Annotated in this window: 13 protein-coding genes; 8 read left to right on the top strand and 5 right to left on the bottom strand. The window is 67.3% G+C overall.

Features of this window, described 5'->3' with window-relative positions:
* Positions 1-31 precede the first annotated feature (31 nt).
* The 3 genes from R2APBS1_RS06440 to R2APBS1_RS06430 are packed head-to-tail and all read right to left on the bottom strand — an operon-like array spanning position 32 to position 1,963.
* Entirely contained in the window at positions 32-640 is a 609-nt protein-coding gene (locus R2APBS1_RS06440) for a class I SAM-dependent DNA methyltransferase (protein WP_015447301.1), read from the bottom strand.
* 43 nt (positions 641-683) lie between these two features.
* Positions 684-1,601 carry a sensor domain-containing protein gene (locus tag R2APBS1_RS06435; protein WP_015447300.1) on the bottom strand — a complete coding sequence of 306 codons (918 nt, stop codon included), beginning with the start codon at positions 1,599-1,601 and terminating at the stop codon, positions 684-686.
* Entirely contained in the window at positions 1,598-1,963 is a 366-nt protein-coding gene (locus R2APBS1_RS06430) for a PadR family transcriptional regulator (protein WP_027485403.1), read from the bottom strand. The genes R2APBS1_RS06435 and R2APBS1_RS06430 overlap by 4 nt, the downstream gene beginning before the upstream one ends.
* 354 nt (positions 1,964-2,317) lie before the next feature.
* Here R2APBS1_RS06430 and R2APBS1_RS06425 point away from each other — a divergent pair, with 354 nt between their 5' ends.
* From R2APBS1_RS06425 to R2APBS1_RS06390, 8 genes are all read left to right on the top strand, one after another.
* Positions 2,318-2,701 carry a COG4315 family predicted lipoprotein gene (locus R2APBS1_RS06425; protein WP_007512903.1) on the top strand — a complete coding sequence of 128 codons (384 nt, stop codon included), beginning with the start codon at positions 2,318-2,320 and terminating at the stop codon, positions 2,699-2,701.
* Between the two features lie 85 nt (positions 2,702-2,786).
* A complete protein-coding gene (locus R2APBS1_RS06420; RefSeq protein WP_015447298.1) occupies positions 2,787-3,698 on the top strand; it encodes a DUF3034 family protein in 912 nt (303 codons plus the stop codon).
* A 32-nt stretch (positions 3,699-3,730) separates the two neighbouring features.
* Positions 3,731-4,222, top strand: a complete 492-nt coding sequence (locus R2APBS1_RS06415; protein WP_015447297.1) for a group I truncated hemoglobin — start codon at positions 3,731-3,733, stop codon at positions 4,220-4,222.
* A 269-nt stretch (positions 4,223-4,491) separates the two neighbouring features.
* Entirely contained in the window at positions 4,492-5,430 is a 939-nt protein-coding gene (locus tag R2APBS1_RS06410) for a peptidylprolyl isomerase (protein ID WP_015447296.1), read from the top strand.
* A gap of 78 nt (positions 5,431-5,508) precedes the next feature.
* The gene (locus R2APBS1_RS06405; protein WP_007512896.1) at positions 5,509-6,102 is read left to right on the top strand and encodes a class I SAM-dependent methyltransferase; all 594 of its coding nucleotides are present in this window, start codon (positions 5,509-5,511) and stop codon (positions 6,100-6,102) included.
* Between the two features lie 153 nt (positions 6,103-6,255).
* A complete protein-coding gene (locus tag R2APBS1_RS06400; RefSeq protein WP_015447295.1) occupies positions 6,256-8,403 on the top strand; it encodes an AsmA family protein in 2,148 nt (715 codons plus the stop codon).
* 65 nt (positions 8,404-8,468) lie between these two features.
* Positions 8,469-9,398: a DMT family transporter gene (locus R2APBS1_RS06395; RefSeq protein WP_015447294.1), complete on the top strand. Its 930-nt coding sequence runs from the start codon at positions 8,469-8,471 to the stop codon at positions 9,396-9,398.
* Between the two features lie 33 nt (positions 9,399-9,431).
* Complete coding sequence (locus tag R2APBS1_RS06390; protein WP_015447293.1) at positions 9,432-10,076, top strand: class I SAM-dependent methyltransferase; 645 nt, start codon at positions 9,432-9,434, stop codon at positions 10,074-10,076.
* 61 nt (positions 10,077-10,137) lie between these two features.
* On the opposite strand, the gene chrA is transcribed toward R2APBS1_RS06390, so the two are convergent.
* Both chrA and R2APBS1_RS06380 read right to left on the bottom strand, forming a co-directional pair.
* Positions 10,138-11,550 carry a chromate efflux transporter gene (chrA, locus tag R2APBS1_RS06385; protein ID WP_015447292.1) on the bottom strand — a complete coding sequence of 471 codons (1,413 nt, stop codon included), beginning with the start codon at positions 11,548-11,550 and terminating at the stop codon, positions 10,138-10,140.
* Positions 11,551-11,594: 44 nt separating this feature from the next.
* On the bottom strand, positions 11,595-12,509 hold the full coding sequence (locus R2APBS1_RS06380) for an LppY/LpqO family protein (protein WP_041676684.1): 915 nt from the start codon (positions 12,507-12,509) through the stop codon (positions 11,595-11,597).
* Positions 12,510-12,572 lie beyond the last annotated feature (63 nt).

Below are 12,572 nucleotides of genomic sequence, written 5' to 3'. Positions count from 1 at the left end.
CGGATTCCCTGGCGGGAGCGCAATCCGGGCGTCAGGCCGGCAGTTGCGCCCGTTCCAGCGCCGCGACGTGGCGCTCCAGCCGCGGCCCGAGATAACAATGCGAGCCGCACGGCAGCAAGCCCACCTTGCCGAACTCGCGCAGGTACCAGGCCGGCGCGCGCGCCACGAAACCGTGGTGGTCACCGGCCACGTCGTCGCGGCTGGTGAACACTTCCAGGAACGCCACGCCCTCCAGCATCTCGCCGATGCCCTGCAGCCCGGCGCGGATCTCGGCCGGCCTCAGGTAATGCAGTACGTCGGTGCACACGATCAGGTCGAAGCGGATGTCGAAGCGCAGCTGTTCCAGCTGGCCGAAGCGCGCCAGGCCGATGTGGCGGCTACGCCCGTAACGTGCCACCACGTATTCGCTGGCATCCAGCCCGCGATACGCGATGTCCGGGCGCAATGCACGCAGCGGCGCGCGCCAGGTCGCCTCGCCGCAACCCACGTCGAGCACGTTGCGGATCGGCCGGCCGAGGTAGTACTCCGCCTGCGCCACCACCATCGCCACCTTGCGCTTCAGCTCCGCCGGCGAGGCGACGGCGTGCCGCGGGTCGCGATACCACTTGTCGAAATAGGCGCGGTCGTAGGTCTTGGGCATCGGCGGTCGGTCCGGCAAAGCCCGCATGGTAACTGGGCGACGCTCAATCCGCCGCGCGCGGTACCAGCATGTGCTTGGCGACATGCCCGTGCAGCCGACCGAGGCCGCGCGCCAGGTGCAGGGTGGCGAACAGCAGCACGATGCCGATCACGCACATCGCGATCGCATCGCCCCAGCCCGGCACATGTGCGCCGAAACCCCAGTCCACGGTGACCTGGCGCGGCCAGGACACCCAGCTGTCGTCGCGGAACAACATCGCCAGCGGCGCGCCGATGAAGGCCACCGACACGCTGAGCAAAGTCACGGCCAGCGTGAAGTACACGATGCCCAGCGGCAGCATCAGCCACATGTAGCAAAGCGTGGTCCAGGTGTGCACGTCGGTGAACATGCTGCCGATGCGCTGCAGCAGGGTCATGCCGGTGGTCGGGTACACCGGCCGGCGCGGCATGCGCATGCCAAGCATCGCCTCCACGATGCGCCCCTCCACCAGCGACAGCACGCGCACGCTGCCGAAGAACAGCACGATGAACGGCAGGCCGATGATCAGCACCGACAAGCCCACCGACAGCGACAAGCCGGTCACCGCCCAGGTGAAGTAGAAGATGCCGGTGGCCAGCGACAGCAGCATGTAGAACAGCGCGCCGTAGGTGCGCGGATCGGCGGCCACGCCGAAGAAGCGCCCGGCCAGCGAACGCCGCTTCGGCGGCGGCGGCGGACGCAGCGCGCGCTGGATCCTGATCTCCTGGTCGCGGTAGATCTCGGCCACCTCGTCCGGCGCGCCGTAGCTGCCGACGACGTGTTCCAGCATCGCCGCTTCGCTGCGGCCGGGCTGCTCGGCCAGCTCGGCGCGCAGGTGTTCCTCGGCGTCGTACAGCGCGTCCTGGATCAGCGCCGGATCGGCGCCGCGCAGCGCGGCACGCAGTTGTTCAAGGTATTCGGCGATCGTGCGTGGCGCGTTCATGACACCCCTCCTTGCAAGACGTTATCGACGGAATCGCGGGTGGCGTTCCACGCGGCGACCCATTCGCGCAATACCTCGCGCCCCGGTTTGGTGATGCGGTAATAGCGGCGCGGCGGCCCGCTGACGGAGGGCTCGACCTCGCTGGCCAGCAGGCCGGCCGCCTCCAGGTTGCGCAGCACCGGATACAGCGCGCTCTGCTTGCCGGCCAGCACGCCTTCGCCCACCTCTTCCAGCCGCTTGGCGATCTGGTAGCCGTACATCGGCTGGCGCGACTGCCCCAGCACTGCCAGCAGCACCAGCGACACGGTGCCGCTGGAAAGCTCCTTCTGGAACTTCTTCAACTGGCTGGCGCTGTCATCCACGTCGCTCACCCGTACTGCCGCATGGCGTTGAGTGAACTGTAGTACGAACTTGACACTAGTGCATGGGCCTTAAGTCATGCCTTGGCCAACCGGCCACTTGGCACGACACCCCGCGCATCAGAACTCCGTACGCCCCTCTGATTTCCCGGACTCGCACCAGCTTTGGCGTCCTTCCCAATGGTCGCGCGCGTCGAGCCGCTCGACTGCGACGTGTCGAAGCTGCGCAAGCTGCCGCAACAGTGGCAAGCGGCCGGGTCGAGTCCATGAAAAACGCCACGGATGCCGCATCCGCGGAGACACGGGCTGCGTATCTGCGCTGAAGCCGGCATTTCCATCCACTCGCGGAGTATCGCCATGAAACGTTCATTGTTCCTCTCAGGTTGGCTGGTCGTCGGCGCCATGATGATGGCGCTCGCAATGGCCGCCCAGCCGCCGCCGACCGCCAATGCGCAGCACCAGCTTGTCGGCGCCCGTGGCATGACGCTGTATGTCTTCGATGCCGACGGCGACAGCGGGCGCAGCGAATGCAGCGGTCCATGCGCCAGCCTGTGGCCGCCCTATGCGGCCGACGCCAACGTGACGGCGAGCGAAGGCTTCAGCGTGACCGCACGCCCCGACCACAGCCTGCAGTGGGCGTTCAAAGGCCATCCGCTGTACCGCTATGCGGGTGACGCGAAGCCTGGCGACCAACGCGGGGATGGCATCAACGGCACCTGGCACATCGCCCTGATGCATTGATGATCGTCGCGCTGCATCCGCCCGCCCCGATGCCCCGTACCTGCATGTGCGGCGCAGTGTCGCGCCGACACGGGAGGAGAAATTCATGTACAAGCATCGTATGAACCGGGCAATCGCGCTCGGTGGGCTCGTGCTGGCCGGCGCACTGGTTTCGCTGACGGCCGCCGCGGACGACGGCGGCTCGAGCACGCCGGCCGGTGTCAGCGGCAAGCTGCTGCTCACCGGCGGCGTCTCGGAAATCGGCGGCGCCGCAGGCGGCGGCCTCACGCCATGGGCGCTGATCGGCGGCTACGGCACCAATGACCAGATCGGCGCCAACGCGTTCTACACCCGCGTGAACGCGCAGGACTACCACCTCGACGACGCCGGCGTGATGGTCGGGCTGTATGACCGGGTGGAAATTTCGTTCGCGCAGCAACGCTTCGACACCGAGAAGGTGGGCGGCCTGCTGGGGCTTGGCAACGGCTTCACCTTCAGGCAGAACGTGCTCGGCGCAAAGGTGCGGCTGTTCGGCGACGCCGTGCTCGACCAGGACAGCTGGGTGCCGCAGGTGTCCGTCGGCATGCAGTACAAGAAGAACAACCAGGACGCCGTGGTGAAGTTCGTCGGCGCCAAGCGTTCGCAAGGCACCGATTACTACGTCAGCGCGACCAAGCTGTTCCTGTCGCAGAGCCTGCTGCTGAACGCCACGCTGCGCTTCACCAAGGCGAACCAGATCGGCATCCTCGGCTTCGGAGGCGACAAGCACGACAGCTACCAGGCCGAATTCGAAGGTTCGGTCGCCTACCTGCTCAGCCGCAACTGGGCCATCGGCGCGGAATACCGCCAGAAGCCGAACAACCTCGGCATCGCCAAGGAAAACGACTGGTACGACGCCTTCGTCGCGTGGGCGCCGACCAAGCACGTCTCGCTGACGCTGGCCTACGCCAACCTCGGCAACATCGTGATCAAGGACAACCAGCGCGGCCTGTACGCGTCCGTGCAGGTCGGCTTCTGACGACCCCATCATCCGATACGAGGATCAAGCCCATGCTCAAGCATTCCCTTGCCGCCGCCGCGCTAACCGCCGGCCTGCTGATCAGCCATCACGCCCTCGCGCAGGATGCGCCCGCCAAGTCGGACCAGTCCACCACGGAGGCCGCCTCGGCTCCACGCGACCCGGCGCTCAAACCGGTCTTCGACGAGTTCGGCGGCAAACCCGGGCTCGTCACGCTGGTGAACGATTTCATGGACAACCTGATGGCCGACCCGGTCACCCGACCATTCTTCGCCAACGCCGACCGCGAGCACATCAAGAAAGAGCTCGTCGACCAGTTCTGCGTGATCCTCGACGGACCATGCACCTATACCGGGCGCGACATGGCCTCGGTACACAAGGGCATGGGCGTGAACCGCACGAATTTCAACGCGCTGGTAGAAGACCTGCAGACGGCGATGAACAAGCACGGGGTCCCGTTCCGTGCGCAGAACAAGCTGCTGGCAAAACTGGCGCCGATGCACCACGTGATCATCACCAGGTAACCGGGTGTTCCCGATGCGATCTGCGGCGTTGCCGCAGATCGCCAAACCGCTCGCCAACACCCCACGGTCCGCACTTGCTGTGCGTTGGCGAGTATTTGATCCGGCCACGACACACAATGCTTTGCTGTCCGTGGTCTGGCGAAGTGGGCACAGGGCATTTCCCCGTCGCACGGGCCTCGGTCTTCGCGCCGGCATGCACTTTGGCGTCATGCCCCAGCCGCACTCTGCTAAGTTGCAGCCCTTGTCCATTCGTTGACCAGGGGAATGCCATGCTTAGCCGCCACCTCATCGCCGCACTCGCGCTGACCAGCAGCCTGCTGGCACTGCCTGCCCTCGCCGATGGGCAGGCCAAGCCCACGCCGACCACGAAAGAGATCCTGGCCAAGTCGACGCCAGTCGAGTGGCGCACGCCGGACCCGCAGAACCTGATAATCATGCAACTGCCGACCGGAGGCGTGGTGATCGAGCTGGCGCCGGACTTCACCCCGCTGCACGCGGCGAACATCCGCACCCTGGTGCGTGGGCATTATTTCGACGGGCTGGCGATCATCCGCGTGCAGGACAATTTCGTCACCCAATGGGGCGACCCGAACGACGACGACAACGGCGACAAGAGCAAGCTCCGTTCGCTGGGCAAGGCCAGCAAGACGCTGCTGCCGGAATTCACCCGTGCGATCGACCCGAAGCTGGCGTGGACGCCGCTGCCGGACGGCGACGTGTACGCGCCCGAGGTCGGCTTCAGCGAGGGCTTCCCGGTGGCGCGCGACCCCGCCGCCGGGCAGCAGTGGCTGGCGCACTGCTACGGCATGGTCGGCGTGGCGCGCGACGTGGCGCCGGAAACCGGCAGCGGCAGTTCGCTGTACGCGGTGATCGGCCAGGCGCCGCGCCGGCTGGATCGCAACCTCGCCGTGGCCGGCCGGGTGCTGGAAGGCATGCCGCTCTTGTCCGGCCTGCCGCGCGGGCCGGAACCGATGGGCTTCTACGCGAAGCCGGCGCAACGCATCACCATCGAATCGGTACGCCTGGCCGCCGACCTCCCGGCGAAGGATCGCCCGGCGATCGAGGTGCTGCGCACCGACAGCGCCAGCTTTGCCGCACTGGTCGAGGCGAAACGCAACGGCCACAACGCGTTCTATGCCCGGCCGGCCGGCAAGGTCGACCTGTGCAGCATCGACGTGCCGGTGCGCGAGGCGAAACCGGCGCATTGAGGCCGCCGCGTCGCCGCAAACATTTTGTTCACCCGCGTCGGTTACCTTGCATCTCCAGCCGAGCGCGGAAACCACTGCATGCCATTGAACGATACCCTGGCCTTCCTGCGTGCCTGGCTGCGCGACCCGCGCGGGATCGGCGCGGTAACGCCGTCCGGCGCCGCGCTGGCGCGGCTGATGACCAGCCGGGTCGGTGCGCTGGACGGCCCGGTGATCGAACTGGGCCCCGGCACCGGCGCGCTGACCCGTGCCCTGCTGGCGCGCGGCGTGCCGCTGCACCGGCTGGCCTTGATTGAGGCCGACCCGCATTTCGCCGATGCACTGAGCCGGCGCTATCCGCAGGCGACCATCCTGCGCATGGACGCGGCCCGGCTCGGCGATACCGCACCGCTGTTCGGCGACGAGCGCGCCTGTGCCGTGGTCAGCGGCCTGCCGCTGCTGTCGATGCCGCCGGCCCAGGTCGCAGCGATCGTGCAGGGCGTGTTCGAGCGCCAGCTGCGCAGCGGCGGCATGTTCTACCAGTTCACCTACGGCCCGCGCTGCCCGCTGCCGTCGGCCCTGCTCGCGCGACTGGAACTGCAGGCCCACCGGGTCGGCAGCGCGCTGCTCAACCTGCCGCCGGCGGCGGTGTACTGCATCAGCCGGCGGGCGGAGAGCCAGGTCGCCGCCTGAGCCGCCGCGGGAACTGCCCGGCCAGTGCGCGTGAACGGGGTCTGAAAGCCGTCGACCATCACGACACTGCCTATGCATCGCTGCGGCTATCACTGGCGGCGATGCTTCGACGCGTCCAGGCGACGCGCGGGCCCACCGCCGCGGGAGTGAGGGATGCAACGCCGCCGGAAAGTACTCAGCTCGATCGCGGGCACGCTGCTGGTGCTGCTTGCGCTGCTGCTGGTCGCCGTCGCCACGTTCGACTGGAACCGCATGAAGCCGTTCATCGCCGACAAGGTCAGCCAGGCGATCGGGCGCCCGTTCGCGATCGATGGCGAGCTCACCGTGGACTGGCAGCGCGATCGCCACGGCAGCTGGTTCGCCTCGCTGCTGCCGCGGCCCGAGTTCACCGCGCGCGACATCCGCATCGCCAACCCGGGCTGGGCCGCGCGGCCGCAGTTCGCCCACCTCGACGCGCTGCGCTTCCGGCTGTCGCTGCCGGCGCTGCTGACGCACCGCATCGACGTGCCCACGTTGCAGCTGGTGCGCCCCACCGCCGACCTGGAGCGCGACAAGTCGGGGCGCGCCAGCTGGGATTTCGCGCCGCCGGAAAACACCGCACCCTCCGCCTGGAAGCTGCAGCTGGGCACGATCGGTTTCGACCAGGGCCTGATCACTCTCGACGATGCCGCCAACCGGGTGAAGCTGAAGCTGGTGGTGGAGCCGCTGCAGGAAGCCATCCCCTATGAGCAGATCGTGGCGCAGCAATCCAGCGATGCGCGCGAGCAGGCCGGCAAGACGGTCGGTGCCGCGGCGAAGAAGGCCATGGCCGGCGGCAACGCCACGCCGGAACGGGTCGGCCAGGTTACGGCATCGACGACCTACCAGTTCAGCTGGACCGCCGAAGGCAGCTACCAGGGCAGTCCGCTTACCGGCAAGGGCCGCACCGGCGCCGTGCTGGCGCTGCAGGATACGACCAGGCCGTTCCCGCTGCAGGCCGACCTGCGTATCGGCGACAGCCGCATCGCCCTCGTGGGCACGCTGACCGATCCGCTGCACCTGGGCGCGCTGGACGTGCGCCTGTGGTTCTCCGGCTCCAGCATGGCCAAGCTGTATCCGCTCACCGGCCTCACCCTGCCCGACACGCCACCCTACGCCACCGAAGGCCATCTGAAGGCCGCACTGCATCGCGGCGGCAGCCGTTACAGCTACCAGGACTTCCGCGGCCGCGTCGGCGGCAGCGACCTGGCCGGCAACCTGGTCTTCGTCACCGGCGGCAAGCACCCCAAGTTGAGCGGCGACGTACACTCGAAGCTGCTGCAATTCGCCGACCTGGCACCGCTGATCGGCGCCGATGCCAACGCCGGAAAAATGCAGCGCGGCGACGCCACGCCGCAGCCAGCCGACAAGCTGCTGCCGGTCGAACCGTTCCGCACCGAGCGCTGGCAGGCGATGGATGCGGATGTGAGCTTCAGCGGCGCGCGCATCGTGCGCGGCGCGGCGCTGCCGATCGACTCGCTCGCCACCCATCTGGTCATGAACAACGGCGCCCTGTACCTGGACCCGCTGAGCTTCGGGCTGGCCGGCGGCACCGTGCGCAGCAACATCACCCTCGACGGCAGCCGCACACCGATGCGCGGCCTGCTCAAGCTCGATGCGCGCCATCTCAGGCTCAAGCAGCTGTTCCCGACCTTCGAACCGATGCGCACCAGCTTCGGCGAGATCAACGGCGACGCCGCGCTCGATGCGCAGGGCAATTCCATCGCCGCCCTGCTCGGCAGCGCGAACGGCGAGCTGAAGCTGCTGATGAACGACGGTGCGATCAGCAAGACCCTGCTGGAAACCGCCGGCCTCAACGTCGGCAACATCGTCATCGGCAAGCTGTTCGGTGACAAGACCGTGCAGATCAACTGCGCGGCCGCCGACATGGCCGCCAGCAACGGCCTGTTCGACATGCGCCTGTTCGTGTTCGACACCGACGATGCGCTGATCAACGTCACCGGCACGGTGAACTTCGCCAACGAAAAACTCGACCTGGACGTGAAACCGCACACCAAAGGCTTCCGTGTGTTCTCGCTGCGCTCGCCGCTGTACGTGCGTGGCACGCTGAAGAACCCGGACGTCGGCGTGCACGCCGGCCCGCTGCTGGCGCGCGGCGCCGGCGCCGTCGCTCTCGGTACGGTCGCCGCGCCGGCCGCCCTGCTCGCCCTGGTCGCACCCAGCCACGGCGACGACGGCGACAACACCTGTCGTGCCGTGCTGCAGCAGTTGCGCAGCTCCGGCAAGGTGATACCGGCGAGCAAACCGGCGGCGAAGAAGTAAGCATCAGGCACGTCGCCAACGATGACCGGCGCTAGAATGACGGCACTCCTCCTCGTGCGACCCCCATGCAACCCGTCAACCAGGCCCGTCTGCAGATTCATTTCTGCGTGTTGCTGTGGGGCTTCACCGCGATCCTCGGCAAGTTGATCACGCTGCCCGCGTTGCCGCTGGTGTGGTGGCGCATGCTGCTGGTGGTGGCGGCGCTGCTGCTGATGCCGCGGGTCTGGCGCGGCTTGCGCGCGATGCCGGCGCGGCTGATCTGGGCGTATGCCGGCATCGGCGTGCTGGTGTCGCTGCACTGGCTGACTTTCTACGCGGCGATCAAGCTGTCGAACGCCTCGGTCGGCGCCACCTGCATCGCGCTGGGGCCGGTGTTCCTGGCTTTCATCGAACCGTGGATCGCCAAGCGCAGGTTCGACCCGCGCGAGCTGCTGATCGGCGCGGCGGTGGTGCCGGGCGTGATGATGGTGGTGGGCGGCGTGCCGCACGACATGCGCGCGGGGATCGCGGTGGGCGTGCTGTCGGCGCTGTTCGTGGCGTTCTTCGGCTCGCTCAACAAGCGGCTGGTCGAGCACGGCGACCCGCTCACGGTGACCTTCATCGAGCTGGGCACCGGCACCGTCTTCCTCACCCTGCTCGCGCCATTCATTCCGCATGCCGGCCCCGCCTTCATGCTGCCGGACACGCACGATGCGCTGTTGCTGCTGGCGCTGTCGTTCGGCTGCACCCTGTTGCCGTTCACGCTGGCGCTGGTGGCGCTGCGCCACATGAGCGCGTTCGGCACGCAGATGGTGACCAACCTGGAGCCGGTCTACGCGATCATGCTGGCGATCGTGCTGCTGGGCGAGCAGCATGAACTGGACGGCTGGTTCTACGCCGGCGTGGCGGTGATCCTGGCCGCGGTGTTCATGCACCCGCTGCTGAACCGGCGGGCACGCGCCACCACGCAGCCCGAACTGCTCGGCACCGCCGAAAGCCACGGCATGGTCGACTGATCCATCGTCAGCGGCATTCCCGAGGAGCAGCCCATGACCGACAAGCAACAGCACTGGGAAACGGTGTACCGGACCAAGGCACCGGAGGCGGTCAGCTGGTACCGCCCGCATCTGGATACCTCGCTGGCGCTGATCGAGCGCGCCGCGCCCGACCGCGGCGCCGCCGTGCTCGACGTGGGCGGCGGCGCATCGACCCTGGTCGACGACCTGCTTGCGCGCGGCTACCGCGACCTCAACGTGCTCGACATTTCCGCCGAGGCCCTGAATGTCGCCCGCGAACGCCTGGGCAAGTCGGCGGACGCGGTGACCTGGCTTGTCGCCGACCTGCTCGACGCACCGCTGCAGGAAGCCCGCTACGACCTGTGGCACGACCGCGCCGTGTTCCACTTCCTGACTCAGGCGGAACAGCGCGCGCGCTACGTGCAGCAGCTGACCCGCGCCTTGAAGCCGGGCGGCCACGCGGTACTGGCCACATTCGGTCCGCAAGGGCCGCTGAGATGCAGCGGGCTGGATACCGTTCGCTACGACGCCGAGGGACTTGCCCGCGCGCTCGGCGACGGCTTCGCGCTGATCGACAGCGCGCTGGAGTTCCACGCGACACCGTTCGGCACCACCCAGCCATTTCTCTACGCCCTGTTCCGGCGGACGTCAGCCGGCACCGTGGGAGACATGCGCTGACGGCAAATTGCGACGGATGCTGCGAAGGCACGGATCGCGCGCCCGCCTTCGCATACTCCCATCAACCTTGAATCAATCGGAGTGCCGCACCAAGGCAGCCGCAAACACCGAGCGTCCATGCCATGCCGGCGCGGTAGCGAAGCATGGCGACCATGGCTCCGGCGGCAAGCACCAAGGCCGCAGGGTTGAGTGTGGACAACTGAGGTAAATCGAGGTGCACCGGCCCGGCATTCAACGTTCGCACGACGCCAAAGATGGTGTGCTCCGCAAACCACACCGACAGGTTCAGCACCACGCCCACCACGGCGGCCGTCACGGCACTCAGCGCGGAATTCAGTACCCGGTTCCCGCGCAGCGTCTCGATGTAGGGGCCTCCGAGGAAGATAAACAGAAAGCACGGCACGAAGATCACCCAGACGGTCAGTAGCGAGCCGAGCATGCCGGCAAGCCAGGGCGACATGCCGGGCTGGTGCTGGAACGCCGCCATGAAGGCCACGAATTGCACCACCATGATCAGTGGCCCCGGCGTGGTTTCCGCCAGCGCCAGCCCGTCGAGCATTTGCGCCGGCGACAGCCAACCGTAGTCGGTCACCACACGCTGGGCGACGTAGGCCAGCACCGCGTAGGCTCCGCCGAAAGTCACCACGGCGGTTTCGCTGAAGAGCAGGCCCTCGCGGGCGAGCACGCTGGTGTGCCCAAACAGGATCACGACTGCCAGCACCGGCGCAGCCCACAATGCCAGGCCGATCCCGACAGCACGTAATGCTCGTGTTCGTGATGGCTTGGTGTGGGCCAATTCGCCGCGCAGCATCAGCTGGTCGACCAGGTAACCGTCACCGGCCAGTTCTGCGGCAGTGGCTTCGACCGGGAACCATCGCGGGCGCCACCGTCGCGCCACGATGCCCAGCACGGCAGCCCCCGCGATGATCAACGGGAACGGCAGCCGGAGCACGTGAATGGCCAGGAAGGCCGCGAAGGCTACGCCGACGAAGAAGTGGCCTTTCAAGGCACGCCGCGCGATGCGGAGCACCGCTTCAACGACTACCGCCAACACCGCGGCCTTCAACCCGAAGAAGACAGCCACCACCATCGCCACCTGACCTACGAAGGCATACAGCACGCTCAGGCCGGACAGCACCAGTACGCCGGGCAGCACGAACAGGCAGCCGGCGACAAGGCCGCCAGCCGTGCGATGCAATAGCCAGCCGATATAGATGGCCAGCTGGGCCGCCTCGGGGCCCGGCAGCAACATGCAGTAGTTGAGGGCATGCAGGAACCTCGGCTCGCTGATCCAGCGTCGTTGTTCAACCAGTTCGCGGTGCATCACCGCGATCTGACCGGCCGGCCCACCGAAGCTCAGCCAGCCGATCTTCGCCCATACCCGGGTTGCCTGCGCGAGGCTCACCCGGTGCATGGATCCGGCATCCTCCGCTTCCGGCATTCCCGTGATCGCGTTGTTCGGCAGGACCGTCATGGCAGATGCCTGGCTCGTAGGGTTGGGGGTAGCAGTGCGAAGGCTCAGTGCGTATGGGGTCGAGCCGATGAGGACTGCGCATCGAGCACCGCGCGGAATCCATGGGCGAGCTTCTCTGCCGGCCCCTTGGCCCAGAAGTGGGTGAAGAAGTAACCCGGCATCTCGCCCATCATGTGGTTGTGCAAGGCCACGACGTGGAAGCCGGCTGCTCTCAGCGCTTTCAACGTCGGCTGGACTTCTTCTGCCGTCATGATCACGTCGCCGTCGGCCGCCGCTGCCATGTCGCTGCCGCTGAACGCGATCCAGGTGGTCAGGCCCATCGAGGCACCGATCGCCGCATCGTGCATGTGGCCATCACGGCCGATGGTGATCTTGGCAACACCGCCGCTGTCGGTCGCCGGATGCCCGACGATCTGCGACAGCGTCGGCGCCGACAATGTACCGGGTATGACGGTTGCTCCACCGAATCCGCTGGACGGCTGCGCATGCGTGCGACGCACCGCGCGAATCGCATCCCATACCGCCTTGACGCCACCTGCCAGCGCATCCGGTGTGCCATCACCGCCGATGTGCATGAAGTAGACCTTGGGGGTGTCGTAGAAGAAGTGGTTATGCAGGGCCGTGATCGTGAGGCCGTGGGCAAAGGCCGCGTCCATCGCTACATCCACTTCGTCCTCGAAGACCACGGTATCGCCCATCACCATGGCGTGGCCCTCCTGCATGGGCATGAACGCGGCCCAGGAGCCCAGCCCCGCTGCGGGCGGCAACACGACGCCATCGACGGTCACCTTGACGTCCGAACGGCTCCAGCCGATGCGCACCACACCTTCCGGGGTGGCGGTCGCATTCGTTCCGCTGATGGCACCGATGTGCTTTGCATCGAGATCGGTGGCATCAGCCGCTTGCACGGTAACGGCCATCAACAATGCCATGCCAAGTGAGGAGACCACGCGGCGCATGCCGTGTGGCCGGACTATGTGAAGGCAACGAGCGTTCATGACGACACTCCAGTGCGGGGATGG

It is taken from the genome of Rhodanobacter denitrificans (genome assembly GCF_000230695.2).
Classification (GTDB): Bacteria; Pseudomonadota; Gammaproteobacteria; order Xanthomonadales; family Rhodanobacteraceae; genus Rhodanobacter; species Rhodanobacter denitrificans.
Note: the sequence above shows the minus strand (reverse complement) of the source record. Positions and strands in the feature narration are given on the sequence as shown.